Raw genomic sequence first — 15751 nt, 5'->3', positions numbered from 1 at the left:
GGAGAGATGTCATGATCGCCATTACCGGAGCCACCGGCCAACTCGGAACACTCGTTATCGAAGCTTTGCTCAAGACAGTTCCAGCAGACCAGATCATCGCCGCCGTCCGCACAACAGCAAAAGCCACAACGCTCGCGGCAAAAGGGATCCAGATACGCGAAGCCAATTACTCCCGCCCGGAAACCCTCACCACCGCTTTTGCGGGCGTCACGAAGTTGCTGCTTATCTCAGGCACTGAAGTTGGGCCGCGTGTCGCTCAGCATAAAGCCGTGATCGACGCCGCGAAGGCTGCCGGTGTGCAGCTCCTCGCCTACACGAGCCTTCTACGCGCGGATACCTCCAGGCTCCTGCTTGCGGAGGACCACCTCGCCACCGAGCAATCTCTTCAAGCGAGCGGCATCCCGTTCACGCTGTTGCGCAACGGCTGGTACGTTGAGAATCTGACCGCCGGGATTGCGCCCGCGCTCCAGCAGGGAGCGTTCATCGGAGCCTCGAAGGACGGGCGCTTTGCCGCGGCAACCCGCGCGGACTACGCCGCAGCAGCCGCAGCGGTGCTTACCGGCGCGGGTCACGAAAACAAGGTCTACGAGCTTGGCGGCGATACCCCCTTCACACGCGCTGAACTCGCCGCAGAGGTCAGCAAACAGACCGGTAAAGCCATCGGATACCATGACCTTCCGGAAGCCGAATACGAGAAGATCCTCGCAAACTTTCTGCCACCGGAAGCTGCGAAGATCATCGCGGATGGTGAGGCAAAGGCTGCTGACGGCGGCCTCGACGACCAGACACACACGCTGAGCCGCCTTATCGGTCGCAAGACAACGGGTCTCGCAGAGGCCGTTGCGGACGCTCTGAAGGCCTCTTAGCCTGTCCCGCTACTCGCCCGGTGCCGCAAGCGTCTCGCTTGCGGCATCCGCGCGCTCGAAGGTGAGGTTGACCGAACGCGCACCGATCGGTCTCGTACGATGACGAACACCTTTCTCCACGGTGAACAGGCTGCCCGGCTGAAGCTCGACGGTTCGATCGTCCAGATCAATGAAGAGGCCGCCCTCCAGCGCGAGGAACGTCTCATCGGAGTCAGGATGGCAGTGCCAGTGGTAGGCCTCGGTCATGGTCGCGAGTCGAACCACGTGGTCATTCACCGTAGCTACGGGATGATTGTCGTACTTCCGATCACTGGGCGACTCGGATAAAAGATGGATCGCGTCGAGAGAGAGATTTTGCATTCGATACTCCAGGTTGTCCACTGATGATAGGAGGTGCCTCGTCAAAGAATCCGTTCGCTGCATCCGCAATCGATTATTCTTGAGCGCAAATGCTTGAGCAAATCCGCGATCACGAAGGAACGAGCATCTCCCATGCCCGTCTACCGAGAAGCCTGCTGCTCTTCGCTTCCATCGCATTTCTTTTGACTGGAACTGCAAAAGCAGGGTGGAAAGCAGCGAACGAACAGGTGAATGATCGCGCGACCTTCGCGAGCTTTCTTGCCCCGGACCTCGTTAGCCAGCGATGAAACTACTTGCATTCGATGACACACCCCCTGAGTGCTGACTCCTGCATCTGCACGATCAGACGGTGGCGGCGGACAGCGTAGCCGAAGTCCGGAGCGATTTTTGTTCCGTCCTCAATGTCTGCTGCAAATTGCGCGTATAAACGTGCCACGTTGGAACCGAAACCTGTCGGAATACCCGGAAACTTCGACTTCAGATCGTCCGGCACTATGAGATCGGCGAGGTCCGTCTCGGCTCCCGCGCCGCCTTGAAGCCGCAGACTAGCCACCTGGATGTTGCCAATCGCAGATTGAAAGACAAGATCTCCCTCGCTGCCGTTGATCTGGAAGTAGAGATTGTCGCCTCGTGTCGACCCGCCTCGGAAGAAAACGGATACGAGACCGCCGCTTTCAAGCAAACCGTTGAAGCTGACCTGATCTGGCGTTGTCACGGCAAGGTCCGAACTATCGTCGACAACCTTCACCGTCTTCCGTCGCAGTGCGGATGTCACCGAGACGGTCTTGAACTCTCCAAGAATCTCAGCAAGTGTATCCAGCGTGTGCAACAGTGGAACCGTGAGAGGAGTTGCGCCCGTCGCTTCATTAAACAGGTATGCGCTGCTTCTGGGAGTAGTACCTCCCCAGGAGATTCCAGAACATACGAGACTCGCGGAGAGGACGTCACCTATGTAGCCTTGGGCGATCAAATTACGCGCGTGCTGAATCTCTGGAGCAAATCGCCCTTGAAGGCCGATCAGCGTCCTTACTCCTGCCTTGACCGCCTTGGATTCCAGGTCGAGAGCTTCTGAAAGGTTGACCCCAAGTGGCCATTCGCTGAAGACCATTTTTCCCACGGCGAGAGCATCCGAGACCAACTCCAGGTGATCTGTCACCTTTACGGAGACGACCACAAGATCAACATTGGGATCATGGATCAGATCCCTGTGGTTGTCATAAGCGCTGACTTGAAAAGCTTCTCGGGCCGCCTCGGCTGAATCTCTGCGGCTCGTGCTGACTGCTCGCAATTCGTACTGTGGTAACGCCCGCAAAGCAGGAATGTGAGCGGCGACCGCCCATCCAGGATGAAGCGGGCTTGCGCCAATAATTCCAACACCAATCTTTTTCATGTGCTCTCTTTCGGACTAGCTATCGCTGGTAGGCGGGGTCATGTTTGCTGCGAAATGATCGGGGATTGGGGGGATCTGCCATACCGCCTCGGTCAGCTGCAGTTTCGTAACGAATCCAATCGCGAGGTGATTGACGATCAGTAATCGCCCAGAGACCATCTCGTCGTTCAAACCGGTCGATATACCGTCCGCCAATGAAGATGTCTTCACTCGGCTTTGCGTCTGGGAAGGGTGACCAACCGTTCGGCCCGAGGCGGTGAAAGCCGGTAAAGTAGCTCTCCACAAAAGCCGTGTCACCCCGCAATTCGATCAACGGAGGGCTGAGTTGGTGGTGAGTCGATTCAAGCTCACGGAGCAATCCCACGACGATAGGTATGAACTGCTCCGCTGGCATCACATAACCGCCTTGAGCGATAGCTGCTCCTGTGTGAAACGTGGCGCTCAGTGATTGCTCATCTACGCGGTCGACAGCTCGGATGTAACGAGTGAGGACCTCACAAATCTCAGTCTTCGCAGCGAGTGCGCCAATCTGCTCTTCAATTTTTAGGGACATAGATACCTCTATCGCGAGGGTATGCGGTATATTCCAATTATGGAAGTACGCACAAATTTATTAGGTACACACAAAAAAGTAAGTGCAAAATCGAAGCCATCGCGGTTTCCTGGCGACGGCGTCTGTGCACTCGAAGTGGAAGCTGCTCTTCGGTCCCTTGAAGGACGATGGAAAGTCGTCATCCTGTCCCGGCTTTTTGCTGTTCCTGTTTGGCGTTTCTCCGAACTGGAAAGAGCGATTCCAGCCGTGTCGCAGAAGGTCCTGGTGCAGCAGCTCCGAGCCCTCGAGGACGACGGGCTCGTCTATCGCACTGTTTATCCGCAGGTTCCACCGAAGGTCGAGTATGGCCTGACCAACTACGGGCAATCATTATGCCCGGCTCTAGCGGCCCTTCTGGATTGGGCCGCGCTCAAGCCGGCACGATGACAATCTCATTAGTTCGCTATTCCTTTTATCTTCCATTTTTCCGCGGCATCAAGTGTCCTGTATGCGATTGTCGTTTCGGGACAGGAAATAGGTGCCGCTCATCCGACATGCCACGTCAGGAAAGAACGTCCTTTCCTCTTCCTGATCTAACAGCGGAAGACGAGTAGCGTCACGTGAGATCCCATCAATAGAAAACGGCGCGGAGGTCATCGACCCCGCGCCGTTCTTCTATCAAATAAAACTAAGCGTTCAAAGCCATCCCATACACCGCACTAAATCCATCCAGCAGGCTTTCGCTCAGGGTGGGGTGGGCGTGGATGACGGTCATCATCTCTTCGACGGTCATCTCGGCGTCCATGGCGACGACGGCTTCTGCGATGAGTTCCGTGGCGAAGGGGCCGATGATGTGGACGCCCAGGATCTCGCCGTACTTCGCATCCGCGACGACTTTGACGAAGCCATCATGTGCGTCGAGGATCGTGGCCTTGGAGTTTCCGGCGAGCGGGAACTTGCCCACCTTCACGTCGTAGCCCTTCTCCTTCGCAACCGCTTCCGTCATGCCGACGGAGCCGACCTGCGGTTCGGAGTACGTCGCGCCCGGGACGCGGTAGCGCGTGACCGGCTTGGCGTACTTGCCCGCGATGCGCGCGGCGGCGACGGCTCCGCACATGGAGCCGGAGTGCGCGAGCTGCGGCAGGCCGGCGACGATGTCGCCGATGGCGTAGATGCCGGGCTCTTCCGTCTCCATCCACTCATTGGTGTGGATGAAGCCGCGGTCGAGCTTGATCTTCGTCTTGTCGATGCCGACATCGTAAGTGCGCGGCGCGCGGCCCACGGCGACGAGGACCTTGTCGGCTTCCTTGATCTCGCCGGTGCCGTCGGATTTGGTGAAGTGGACCTTCACGCCGGTCTTGGTCTCTTCAATCTTGTCGACCTTGGCGGAGACGTGAACGTCGATGCCCTTTTTCTTGTACTGGCGCAGGAACTCCTTCGAGATCTCGGCGTCCTCAGCAGGCACGACGCGGTCGAGCATCTCGATGATGGTGACTTCTGCGTGGAAGCTCTTCATGATCGAAGCGAACTCGACACCGACCGCGCCGGAGCCGATGCAGACGATCGACTTCGGCAGGTCCTTCATGGAGAGGATCTCGATGTTGGTGAGGATCTTGTCGCTGGCCTTGTAGCCGGGGATCATGCGCGCGTCGGACCCGGAGGCGAGGATGAGCTTCTTGCCCTTCACCAGCTCCTTCTTGCCTGCGTTGTCCACGTCCACGGTGTGGACGCCGTCCTTCGCCGGTCCGGTCAGGCGGCCGTAGCCGCGGATGACGGTGATCTTGTTCTTCTTCATCAGATAGTTCAGGCCGCCGACGTGTTTGTCGATGATGCCCTGCTTGCGTGTCAGGACCTGGCCCCAGTTGACGGTGCCTTTGTCGATGCCGTCAATGCCGTACTTTGCGCCGTCGTTGGCGTGGTCGAAGACCTCAGCTGAGAACAGGAGTGCCTTGGTCGGAACACAGCCGACGTGGAGGCATGTGCCACCCAGCTTGTCGCTGGTTTCGATGAGCGCTGTCTTAAGCCCATACTGCGAAGCGCGAATCGCGCATGAATATCCCGCCGGTCCACCGCCGATTACGACGAGGTCATAGATCGTGTCTGCCACTGAAAACTCCCTCTTCCACCAATGAATACTGATGTTTGAATGTGCAAAACGATTCTACGACGCTGGGTGGGTAGCTGGCTGGGGGTGTTCGGTTACCGATTTGGACGTGCGACAGGAATTTTCGTAAGAAAATTACGAATCTCCCTGATGCAGCGTCATACTGAGTACCTGTATGGCGACGGCAACCCACATTCCGGTCAGCGAGTACCTGGCGACGAGCTATCGGCCCGATCGCGACTACATCGACGGCGAAGTGAGGGAACGGAACTTGGGCGAGCAGCCGCATGCGTTGATTCAAATTGCTTTTGCCACCATCCTTCGCAATCACCGGAAAGAATGGAACATTCGGGTGCTCGTCGAACAGCGCGTGCAGGTTTCGAAGGATAGATTTCGTATCCCGGACGTTTGCGTCTTGCCTGCGACCGCCTCTGCGGAAGGGATCGTACGCGAGGCTCCAATGATCTGTATCGAGGTGCTCTCGCCGCGTGATACGCCGACCTCTCTTCAGGAGCGCGCAGACGATTACACGGAGATGGGCGTGCCCTTTATCTGGGCTGTCGATCCGATCTCTCGCCGCGCCTGGGTCACGAGCAGCGATGGTCTTATGAAATTGCGGGAAGACGAATTTACAGTTCCCGGAACTCCTATTCGCGTGAGTCTCTCCGAACTCTTTGCAGAACTCGACGAGATTCAGTCGGCCTAACGCTTCACTTGGAACGCAGGCGGGCGATCTCTTCGCGCAGCGATTCGTTCTCCGATTCAAGCTTCTGTATCTGAATCCTGATGGGTTCCATCGTCTTTTGGATCTCCTGCTCGGTGTAGCGCGGTGTGATGTGCTGCGGGCAGTTCCAGTCGTAGGCTTCGATCTGGATGACGAAGACACGGTCGATGCGTGCCGGGTAGTGGGTGTCCTTGGTGCGGGTGATCCACTCGCGCGCCTCATCCCCTTCGACGGCGCGGGCGTGGCCGAGGATCTTCAGGCGTGCCTGGCGCGGATAGTCGACGAAGATGAGGGCGACACGATCGTCCGTCTGGAGATTGCCCGTGCTGATGTACTGCTTGTTTCCGCTGAAATCGGCAAAGGCGAGGGTGTGGTCGTCGATGACTTTGAGGAAGCCTTTGGGACCGCCGCGGTGCTGGAGATACGGCCAGCCATTAGAGCCCGTGGTCGCCCAGTAGAAGCTGTCGCGCTGCTGGAGGAAGTCGATCTCCATGGAGGTGAGCTTGTCCTGCGGAACACCCTGGGATTCCATGCGCTCGTACTGGCGGCGGCTACCATGCTGTTCCTGGAGCTGTTTGACGGCGGGTGTGAAGGCGAGTTTACCGAAGCTGTGTGGCATGGAGACACCTCGTTGGTTAGAGGGTTTGGATCATAGGCGGGATTTTGTTTTTCAGTTTGTTTGTAAAAAGGCAGATCCTTCGCTGCTACTACGGGATGACAAAAGTAAAGAACCCACGAAACTGGGTGCCCCATACAAGCGCAGCTTCATCGCGCTTGTGTGGGTTATGCGCGACGCGCATCCCTTCCAGATCTCCGTAAAGATCAGGTTTGTGCACTCCGCGCGACCCCACCCTTTCGCGATAAAACTTGCGAAAGAATGGGGCACGAGGCGAGTTTAGCCTACTAGCTTTGCTGCTTCCTTTGCGAAGTAGGTGACGATGAAGTCCGCGCCTGCTCTGCGGATGGAGAGCAGCGATTCCAGCATGGCGCGTTCCGGTTCCAGCCAGCCGCGTTCGAAGGCGGCGTGGAGCATCGCGTACTCGCCGCTCACCTGGTAGGCGCCGAGGGGGAGCTCGAAGCGGTCGCGGGCGGCGCGCAGAATGTCGAGGTAGGGGCCTGCGGGCTTCATCAGGAGCATGTCCGCGCCTTCGCGAATATCGAGTTCGATCTCGCGCATGGCTTCGCGGACGTTGGCTCCGTCCATCTGGTAGCCGCGACGGTCGCCGAACTGGGGGGCCGAATCCGCCGCTTCGCGAAACGGACCGTAGAAGGCCGAGGCAAACTTTGCGGCATAGCTCATGATGGGGATGTCCTGCTTCCCGGCTGCGTCCATGGCGGAGCGCATGGCGGCGACACGGCCGTCCATCATGTCGCTGGGAGCGATGATGTCCGCTCCTGCCGCGGCCTGGGAGGCCGCGGTCTTTGCCAGCAGATGCAGCGAAAGATCGTTGTCTACGTGGAAGTGGTCGCCGTCCGTCTGGACGACGCCGCAGTGGCCGTGCGAGGTGTACTCGCAGAGACAGGTGTCCGCGATCAGCGTGAGCGAGTCGAGCGAACGGTCGCGCTTGATGGCGCGGAGGGACTGCTGCACGATGCCGTCTTCGTGCCATGCGCCGGTTCCCTCTTCGTCTTTTTCGGAGGGCAGGCCGAACAGCAAAAGTCCCCCGATACCAAGTCGGACACACTCTGCGGCTTCTTTCATCGCTTCATCGAGCGAAAGGTTGAAGACGCCAGGCATGGAAGAGATCGGCTTGCGCACGCCTTCTCCTGGACAGATGAAGAGGGGGTAGATCAGAGAGGAGGGGCGGAGATGCGTCTCGCGCACGAGCGATCGCATGGCCGCGGTACGCCGCAACCGGCGCATGCGTGTTACGGGGAAATCCATGCCTTCATTGTATGACTCGCGTTGCGAGGAAGCTCAATTGCGGGCGATGAGGTCGACAAGCGTCTTGCCGCCGCTCTTGGTCACGTGGAAAATCTTGGTATTCATATAGCCCACCGCCGTGGCCACGGTGCGGACGGGGCTGTCTCCGAGGGAGGCTCCGCCTGCTTTGAGTTCGCGCGCGATCTCTTCGATGGACATCTTCTCGGCACGCTCGAAGAGGAGGGTCTGCACGGCCTTCCAGACCTTCAGGTTGACGTACTTTCCTGGCGGCGCCGCCGTGCGCTGTGGCTGCACCTGCTCGGCGACGGGGGGTAGCAGGGGGGCCAGCGGTTTTGCGGGCTCAATTTCCTTCTGCAGAACAACAGGAGCAGGTTCGGCTGCGATAGCCGGGGCCGGGAGCGGCTCGGGAGGAAGGACCGGCGCGACGAGTGTTTCCGCTCTGCGGGCATCTGCGGCAATCTGGCTGGCGGCGTAAAGAGAGTGCGCTGCGGCGGAGCGGGCATGGGCCTCAGCGGCGGCGGCGAGGGCGGAATCCAGCGACTTGAGGGTCTGGCGCAGATGAGTCAGCTCGTCCTCCTTCCGCGTAATCTCCTGCGCCAGGGTGGCGCGTATATCGTCCGTGCGTTCCAAATGTTTTCCTCTTTCCATGAAAAAGTTTGCATGTGAGGCTCTGAGATGCTCAGAATACGTTCCATTTTGGGCCGCCACCAATCCCCTGTTCGTGTCATCTAAAGGCTTATGAGTATGAAAACGGTAAAACTTGGTTCGCAGGGCGCAGTCGTCTCCCGCATGGGTTTGGGCTGCATGGGCATGAGCGAGTTCTATGGCAACCGTGACGATCAGGAGTCGGCGGCAACCCTTCTGCGGGCTCTGGACCTGGGGGTCACGTTTCTGGATACCGCCGATACCTACGGCATTGGCGACAACGAAGAGCTGATCGGCAAGACGCTCAAAGGGAGACGCGACGAGGTTTTTCTGGCGACCAAGTTCGCCAACCGCCGCACCAAGGCGGAGCCGAACAAGTGGGTGATCGATGGCAGTCCGGAGTGGGTGAAACAGGCCTGCGATGAGTCGCTGCAGCGGCTGGGCATGGATTACATCGACCTTTACTACCAGCACCGGGTGGATCCGAACGTGCCGATTGAAGAGACCGTTGGCGCGATGGCCGACCTGGTGAAGGCGGGCAAGGCGAAGTATCTCGGTCTCTCCGAGGCGTCGCCCGCGACCATTCGCCGCGCGCATAAGGTCCACCCCATCACAGCTTTGCAGACGGAGTACTCCCTGTGGACGCGCGATGTGGAGGCGGAGATTCTGCCCACCACGCGAGAGCTGGGCATCGGTTTCGTGCCGTACAGCCCGCTGGGCCGCGGCTTTCTGACGGGGACCATCAAGAAGGAAGAGCTGGTGGACACCGATTCGCGCGCAACGCGCATGCCACGCTTTCAGGGTGAGAACTTCGACAAAAACCAGGTAATCGTGGACCGTGTGCGCGCCATTGCGGAACGGAAGGGCGTCAAGCCGGGGCAATTGGCGCTGGCGTGGGTGCTGGCCAAGGGCGAAGACCTGATTCCCATCCCTGGCACCAAGCGACGGAAGTATCTGGAAGAGAATGCCGCCGCGGCGGATATCCAGCTGTCTCCCGAGGAAGTCGCCGAGTTGGAAGCGGCCGTGCCGGAGGATGCCATTGCCGGGACGCGCTATGCCGAGGCCAACATGAAGTTCGTCGATCAGACGGTATAAAGCCTGATGATTCTGCCTGCTGCATCGTGCGATGCGGCAGGCAGTTTTCTTGTGTTCTGCACAGTCCGTCCGTAACCGCTACCATCCAATAGTTGTGACACTTTCCGAAAATCTCTCGCCTTTGCACGAAATCAGCTCTGCCGCCCTGGAGTGGGAGCGCCTGCGCGCCCACCTTGCGGCCAAAACACAGTCTCCCCTGGGGCGCGAACGCGTCCTGGCGCGGACGCCCTCCCGCGATCTGGCCTGGGTGCAGCGCGAACAGCAGATGGTCGCCGAGATCCGCATCTTTCTCTCCGGCGGCGGAAGCTTCGGCTTTGGCGGTCTCTTTGACGCGCGCAGCCTTCTGGAGAAATCGCGCATTCCTAACGCAGCTCTGGAAGCACTGGAGATCCGCAGCATCGCCGAAATGGCGGAGCAGATCGCCGACTGGCGCACCCTGATCACCGAACCGCCGGACATCGTCCACGACAAATGGCCCGGTGTGACGAACTACAGCTTGCCGCTGCAGACGGCAAATTTTTACGGCCTGCTCTCGCTGGTGAGTGGCAAAATCGAGGCCGACGGATCGTTGAGCGACGATGCCTCGCCTGCGCTCCGTGGCATTCGCCGCGCGGCGCAGCGCCAGCACAAGGCGATTGAAGATTCGCTCCGCCGCACCTTGCAGCGAGTCTCCGAAGAAGGCACGGTGCAGGATGCGTTGATCACCGTGCGCGGTGAGCGCTTCGTCATCCCGATCAAGACGGAGAACCGCAAGCGCGTTCCCGGTGTAGTGCATGGTTCAAGCTCATCGGGACAGACGGTCTTCGTTGAACCGCTGGAGACGATCGAGCAGAACAATGAGTTGGTGCGGCTGCTCGATGAAGAGCTGCAGGAGATTCATCGTATCCTTGTGGCCATGACGGCCGCCGTGGGGCAGAACGCCGATGCGTTGCAGCGCGGAAGCGAGATTCTCGCAGGCATGGACGAGCGCTTTGCGTACGCCCGCTTTGCCGAAAGCCTTCGCTGCGTACGTCCCGTCTTCACCGATGGCAAACCGAACGCGGAAGATCCGGCGCTGTCGCTCACGGACGCGCGGCATCCGCTGCTGGAACTTCGCCTGCGCGAAGAGAACGCGAGTATCGTTCCGCTGACCATTGCACTTCCGGGTGCGGCGAAGCAGCTGATTATCTCCGGTCCGAATACCGGCGGAAAGACCGTCGCGTTGAAGACGGTTGGTCTGTTGGCCCTGATGGCGCAGGCTGGGCTTCCTGTTCCGGCAAACAAGGCGCGACTACCGATCTTTGGCGCGATCTACGCCGACATCGGCGACGCGCAGTCGATCGAGCGGAATCTTTCCACCTTCTCCGCGCACATCACGAACGTGAACCGCATTGCGCGCGAGGCCGACGGACGCTCGCTGGTGCTGCTGGATGAGCTTGGCTCTGCCACCGACCCCGAAGAGGGCGCGGCGCTCGCCGTGGCCATTGCCGGGCACTTTCTGAAGCTCGGCGCATGGACGCTGCTGACGACCCATCTCACTTCGCTGAAGATCTACGCGGCAAAGCATGAGGGTGTGGTGAATGCCGCCGTTGGCTTCAACGAAGAGACGCTTGCGCCGACGTACGATCTTCGTCTCGGCGTTCCGGGAGCTTCGAGCGGTATCAACATCGCGCAGCGCTTGGGCCTGGACCCTGCCATCGTCGCTTCGGCACGCGGCAACGTAACGACGCAGACGGCGGACATTGCGCGCTTTCTGGACGATCTTCACGCGCAACTGACCGAGGTCAAGACAGAGCGCGCGAACCTCAAGCTCCGCGAAATGGAGTTGACGAAGGAGCGCCAGAAGCTTGAATCGGAGGGCAAACAGGAGCAGCGCAATCGTGCGCGCGAGCTCGAAGGCAAGCTGGCTTCGCTGATGAAAGAGTTCGAGTACCAGATGCGCGAGACGGTGAAGTCCATCGAGGACAAGTCCGCGAAGACCAAGGCCGCGACCGAGGCCGACCGCCGCATCGCTCGCCTGAAGCGGGAGTTTCAGGAGAGCTTTAACTCTGTCGTCGTCGCACATGTCTCCGGCGCGGATCGCAAGGATCCGGCAGCGCAGCCGCATGTCGTTCGCGATGTTGCGGCGGACGATATCGTCAAGCTGAAGTCGATGGGACGCGAGGCCAAGGTGGAGCGCGTGATCGACGCGAAGACCTACGAGGTCTCCATGGGCGGCATGAAGATGCGTATCCCCAAGGACGACATCGCGAGCGTGCAGAAGAAGATCGAGACGCCCGTGCAGGCGGCGAATCGCAGGGGCGGCATCAACGTGATCGCGCGCGAGCCGGATACGATGCCGGGTGAGATCAACGTGATTGGCCGCACTGCGGACGAGGCGCGTGACGAAGTAGAACGCTTTATCGATCAGGCGTTTCTTGCGGGACGTCCCAGTGTGCGCGTCGTGCATGGCACGGGCATGGGCATCCTGCGGCGCACACTGCGCGACTATCTGAAGCGGCATCCACATGTTGTGAACATTACCGAACCGCCGTACAACGAGGGCGGACAGGGTGCGACGCTGGTGGAGCTGAAGCAGTAGGGATTCCCTACTGCTTCGGCACCTCGCGGACTTTTCCATTCTGCGTGACGAGGAAGTGCGTCACCTTCTTCGTTGCGGGATCGCGAACGAACTCCACCTGGGCGTCGAGCTCCTTGAGGAAGAACTTCGTCTGCGACTCTGGATAGAGCGGAACCTTCTTTCCGCCGGGCGTTGTGGACATGAGATGATCGCCTTCGACGCTGATGGTCAGTCCGAAGGCCGGCGATTTATAGGTGCCCACGTACTCTGCGAGCACTGCGGGCGCAACAGGTACCACCTTGCGGTCGGAGCTGACGACGACCTTCTCTCCGTACAGTACTTTGCCGAGCTGCCCCGCGATCGTGTCAGGGACATCGTTGCCGATGTTGCCGAGCACGATCACCGTGAGCTGCCGGTCGGGATAGAAGTTCAGTGAGGCTTCGAAGCCGTTGATCGAGCCGCCGTGCGTGATGACGTTGTGATCTTTTTCCCCTTTGATGAACAGGCCTGTTCCGTACTCGTCTTTGAAGGGGGTCGTCATGGTATGCAGCGATGCTGGGGAGAGGACTTTGCCGCCGAAGAGGGCGCGTTCCCACTTCAATAGATCGCCGACGGTGGAATAGAAGGCCCCCGCGGCGTACGGCACCGTCATGCTGATATATGCGGCACGTTCGAGGCCGTTCGGACGGGACTCATACCCCTGTGCCCGTTGCGGGAGAATGGCGGTGTTGCTGTCGAGGCCAGAATCCTGCATACCGACCGGCGTGAAGATGTTCTTCTGAACGAAGTCGGCATAGGAGGCTCCGGAAAGCTTTTCGATGATGCGTCCAAGGAGAATGTAGTTGGAGTTGCTGTAGGTGAACTTCGTGCCGGGCTCGAAGTCCAAGGGCTTGTCGTGGAAGAGAGCGATGACTTCGTCAGGCGTTTTCTCCTGCCGCATCACGGCTGGAAACTCCGGCAGGCCTGTAAAGTTTGGGATGCCTGAAGTATGTGTGAGGAGGTTATAGACGGTGATCTTGTCCCACGTCGCAGGAGCGTCAGGCAGATACGTCTTTACCGGTTCTTCGATCTTGAGCTTGCCGCGCTCCTGCAGCAGAAGGATGCTGGCCGCAGTGAACTGCTTGGTGATCGAACCGATGCGGAACTTCGTAGTAGCGGTGTTTGGGACTTTCCACTCAAGATCGGCAGAGCCATAACCCTGCTGGATGAGGACCTTGTCTTTCTCCGCGACGAGGACCGCGCCCATGAAGCTCTTGCTGTCGGCGTAATTCTGAATCACCTGCTGCATGCGCGCGGTGGGATCAATCGCTGTCTGGGCAAGGATTGCGCAAGGGATAGCAAAGCTCACAAGAAGAGAGGCGAAGCGCGCAAAATTTTTCAACGGGATCTCCTGACCAATGCTGGTCGATACGTATGCCCGTTCGGATCGGTTCCCTGCAAATCATCTTTGAAACATCTTGACTCTGTCTTACAAGCCAGTGCAGTATCACCTCAGTCCAAACAATCAATTGAATAAATCTGTTCCACGGAATCGAGTCCCAATGTCTGTCAAACGCCTTCTGGGCGCTGCCTTGCTGCTGGCAACGTCCGCGATCTGCCATGCCGATACGTTGAAGTTCACCCTCAGCGGTACGGAGAATGGCTACTTCCTTCTCTCCTCCACACCGATCCCGGACTCTCATGGCAATTCCGTCATGAACTTCTACAACACGTCATACACCAATAGTTCCGGCGTGACTTCCCCCATCAAGGTCGCTTTCATCGCCGCGCTCCCTGGCGTTTCGGGCGGCGGCGGTTTCTACGATGATGTGGATGGCACCGGTTTTTCGGGACTGCAGATGTATACCGGAACCCAGTCGAACCCCATCTTTGCTCCTGCCGTCTATACCTTCAAGAGCGGAAGAACGGTGGTTGAAACCGTCACCATTACCAAGCTGGCGTCGGCCGTAACGCCGGAGCCCTCCAGCCTTTTGCTGCTCTTCACGGGCATGGGTGCAGTAGCGGTAGCGTTCCGCAAACGGTTCATGGGCCAGGGAGTTTCACTGGCTTAGTTTTCGTTTCTTAATCGCGTCCCCCCATTCTTTCGCGATAAAGCCGCGAAAGAATGGGCACAAAAGAGAAGAAGTGCTTAGTTCAACGTCTCCATCAGTTTGTTGATGGTGGAGTTCAGGCTCTTGTCCGTGCGTCTCTGCTCGTCGATCTTGGAGATCGAGTGCATGACCGTCGTGTGATGCTTGCCGCCGAACTGACGTCCGATCTCGGGCAGGGAGGCTTCCGTCATCTGCTTGGCGAGATACATCGCGATCTGGCGCGGGACAACGATGGAGCGCGAGTTGTTCTTCTGCTTCAGCTCCGAGACGCGCATGCCGAACTGCTCCGCCGTCGCGCGTTGGATGGCTTCAATCGTGATCTTGCGCACCTGCGTATCGATGAACTGCTTCAGGCACTGTTGCGCCGTGGGCAGCGTAATCTCCACGCCGTGGAGCGAGCACCAGGCCAGCAGGCGAACGAGCGCCCCTTCGAGTTCACGCACGTTGGTACGCACGTTCGAAGCGACGAAGAGCGCAACGTCGATCGGAAGAACGGTCTGTTCGCTCTCTGCCTTCTTCTGCAGGATGGCGACCTTCGTTTCGAGATCTGGCGGTTGAATGTCCGCGATCAGGCCCCACTCGAAGCGTGAGCGAAGACGATCTTCGAAATCCGCAAGTTCTTTTGGGGGCCGGTCCGAGGCGATGACGATCTGCTTCATGCTCTCGTGCAAAGCATTGAAAGTATGGAAGAACTCTTCCTGCGTCCGCTCTTTGCCGGCGAGAAACTGGATGTCGTCGATGAGCAAAACGTCGACCGTCCGGAATTTATCGCGGAAGGTTGTCATCTTGTCGTAACGAACAGAGTTGATCATTTCATTCGTGAACTTTTCGCCGGAAACATAGGAGATGCTGGCGTGCGGATTGCGACGTTTCACCTCATGGCCGATGGCCTGCATGAGATGGGTCTTGCCCATGCCCACGCCACCGTAGAGGAAGAGCGGGTTGTAGGCCTTCGATGGCCGCTCGGCGACGGCCTGCGAGGCCGCGTGGGCGAACTGGTTGCCGCTGCCGATGACGAAGTTGTCAAAGAGGTAGCGAGCGTTGAGCTGCGAGGCGGTGTTCCAGTCGAAGCGAGCCTGCTCCGTGGTGGGCGCGGGCGGCGGTGGAGCGCCTCCCAGACGGCCGTTACGGGGCGACAGAGGGGCCTGCATGGAGTGCGAGGGGACCGGGGCAAAGCCGCCGTCTTCGCGCGTCTTGGGGAGGCTGGGATCGTCCTGCGGGGTGACGAATTTTACGTCGTCGATTTCGAGTTCAAGTTTGTCGATGGCCTCCTGCACGAGGTCCGCGTAACGGTCGCCGATGTGCTGGAACTCGCTGGAGGGGATGCGCACGTAGAGGGTGCGGCCGTTGAGATGAGAGAAGCGTGTTGGTTTGAGCCAGGTGTCGAACGACTGCCGGTTAATCTTTTTTTCGAGCGCTCCCAGGATGCGTACCCAGAAGTTCAGCACAACGGCGGGAGTCGGGACAAAGGACATCAGCTTGCTTCCTCTTGCACATCTACCCAGTACTCATGGCCCTATA

At 59.0% G+C, this 15751-nt stretch carries 16 protein-coding genes; 7 read left to right on the top strand and 9 right to left on the bottom strand.

The features are described 5' to 3' along the window. Positions 1–11 precede the first annotated feature (11 nt). A complete protein-coding gene (locus ACIPR4_RS00090; RefSeq protein WP_013566592.1) occupies positions 12–866 on the top strand; it encodes an SDR family oxidoreductase in 855 nt (284 codons plus the stop codon). A gap of 9 nt (positions 867–875) precedes the next feature. Here the strand turns inward: ACIPR4_RS00090 and ACIPR4_RS00085 are convergent, their stop codons facing one another. Further along, positions 876–1226 carry a cupin domain-containing protein gene (locus ACIPR4_RS00085; protein ID WP_013566591.1) on the bottom strand — a complete coding sequence of 117 codons (351 nt, stop codon included), beginning with the start codon at positions 1224–1226 and terminating at the stop codon, positions 876–878. A gap of 89 nt (positions 1227–1315) precedes the next feature. On the opposite strand from ACIPR4_RS00085, the gene ACIPR4_RS00080 reads away from it, so the two are divergent. Beyond that, positions 1316–1513, top strand: coding sequence for a hypothetical protein (locus ACIPR4_RS00080; protein ID WP_013566590.1), 198 nt, complete (start codon positions 1316–1318; stop codon positions 1511–1513). Between the two features lie 2 nt (positions 1514–1515). On the opposite strand, the gene ACIPR4_RS00075 is transcribed toward ACIPR4_RS00080, so the two are convergent. Together ACIPR4_RS00075 and ACIPR4_RS00070 are read right to left on the bottom strand one after the other, a co-directional pair. Beyond that, positions 1516–2616: a Gfo/Idh/MocA family protein gene (locus ACIPR4_RS00075; protein ID WP_013566589.1), complete on the bottom strand. Its 1101-nt coding sequence runs from the start codon at positions 2614–2616 to the stop codon at positions 1516–1518. Between the two features lie 19 nt (positions 2617–2635). Further along, on the bottom strand, positions 2636–3169 hold the full coding sequence (locus ACIPR4_RS00070; RefSeq protein WP_013566588.1) for a nuclear transport factor 2 family protein: 534 nt from the start codon (positions 3167–3169) through the stop codon (positions 2636–2638). 39 nt (positions 3170–3208) lie between these two features. On the opposite strand from ACIPR4_RS00070, the gene ACIPR4_RS00065 reads away from it, so the two are divergent. After that, positions 3209–3595 carry a winged helix-turn-helix transcriptional regulator gene (locus ACIPR4_RS00065; protein WP_041585835.1) on the top strand — a complete coding sequence of 129 codons (387 nt, stop codon included), beginning with the start codon at positions 3209–3211 and terminating at the stop codon, positions 3593–3595. A gap of 241 nt (positions 3596–3836) precedes the next feature. Here the strand turns inward: ACIPR4_RS00065 and lpdA are convergent, their stop codons facing one another. Further along, positions 3837–5255, bottom strand: coding sequence for a dihydrolipoyl dehydrogenase (gene lpdA, locus ACIPR4_RS00060; protein ID WP_013566586.1), 1419 nt, complete (start codon positions 5253–5255; stop codon positions 3837–3839). Between the two features lie 172 nt (positions 5256–5427). On the opposite strand from lpdA, the gene ACIPR4_RS00055 reads away from it, so the two are divergent. Beyond that, a complete protein-coding gene (locus ACIPR4_RS00055; RefSeq protein WP_013566585.1) occupies positions 5428–5958 on the top strand; it encodes a Uma2 family endonuclease in 531 nt (176 codons plus the stop codon). Between the two features lie 4 nt (positions 5959–5962). Here ACIPR4_RS00055 and ACIPR4_RS00050 read toward each other — a convergent pair whose 3' ends face one another. The 3 genes from ACIPR4_RS00050 to ACIPR4_RS00035 all read right to left on the bottom strand — a co-directional run bounded on the left by ACIPR4_RS00050 (position 5963) and on the right by ACIPR4_RS00035 (position 8491). Continuing rightward, on the bottom strand, positions 5963–6595 hold the full coding sequence (locus ACIPR4_RS00050; protein ID WP_013566584.1) for a pyridoxamine 5'-phosphate oxidase family protein: 633 nt from the start codon (positions 6593–6595) through the stop codon (positions 5963–5965). 276 nt (positions 6596–6871) lie between these two features. After that, a complete protein-coding gene (gene hemB / locus ACIPR4_RS00040) occupies positions 6872–7861 on the bottom strand; it encodes a porphobilinogen synthase (RefSeq protein ID WP_013566582.1) in 990 nt (329 codons plus the stop codon). 33 nt (positions 7862–7894) lie between these two features. Next, the gene (locus ACIPR4_RS00035; protein ID WP_013566581.1) at positions 7895–8491 is read right to left on the bottom strand and encodes a hypothetical protein; all 597 of its coding nucleotides are present in this window, start codon (positions 8489–8491) and stop codon (positions 7895–7897) included. 114 nt (positions 8492–8605) lie between these two features. Between ACIPR4_RS00035 and ACIPR4_RS00030 the strand changes: the two genes are divergently transcribed. Beyond that, positions 8606–9601 (top strand): aldo/keto reductase, encoded by a 996-nt coding sequence (locus tag ACIPR4_RS00030; RefSeq protein WP_013566580.1) that lies wholly within the window; start codon positions 8606–8608, stop codon positions 9599–9601. Between the two features lie 94 nt (positions 9602–9695). Beyond that, positions 9696–12161 carry an endonuclease MutS2 gene (locus tag ACIPR4_RS00025; RefSeq protein ID WP_049780744.1) on the top strand — a complete coding sequence of 822 codons (2466 nt, stop codon included), beginning with the start codon at positions 9696–9698 and terminating at the stop codon, positions 12159–12161. Positions 12162–12168: 7 nt separating this feature from the next. On the opposite strand, the gene ACIPR4_RS00020 is transcribed toward ACIPR4_RS00025, so the two are convergent. After that, positions 12169–13521 carry a serine hydrolase gene (locus ACIPR4_RS00020; protein WP_013566578.1) on the bottom strand — a complete coding sequence of 451 codons (1353 nt, stop codon included), beginning with the start codon at positions 13519–13521 and terminating at the stop codon, positions 12169–12171. Between the two features lie 160 nt (positions 13522–13681). Between ACIPR4_RS00020 and ACIPR4_RS00015 the strand changes: the two genes are divergently transcribed. Continuing rightward, positions 13682–14191: a PEP-CTERM sorting domain-containing protein gene (locus tag ACIPR4_RS00015; RefSeq protein ID WP_013566577.1), complete on the top strand. Its 510-nt coding sequence runs from the start codon at positions 13682–13684 to the stop codon at positions 14189–14191. A 77-nt stretch (positions 14192–14268) separates the two neighbouring features. On the opposite strand, the gene dnaA is transcribed toward ACIPR4_RS00015, so the two are convergent. Continuing rightward, positions 14269–15705, bottom strand: a complete 1437-nt coding sequence (dnaA, locus tag ACIPR4_RS00010; protein ID WP_013566576.1) for a chromosomal replication initiator protein DnaA — start codon at positions 15703–15705, stop codon at positions 14269–14271. Between the last annotated feature and the right edge of the window lie 46 nt (positions 15706–15751).

Origin of the sequence: Terriglobus saanensis SP1PR4 (assembly GCF_000179915.2) — a bacterium.
GTDB lineage: Bacteria > Acidobacteriota > Terriglobia > Terriglobales > Acidobacteriaceae > Terriglobus > Terriglobus saanensis.
This window is presented reverse-complemented; position numbering and strand designations above follow the sequence as displayed.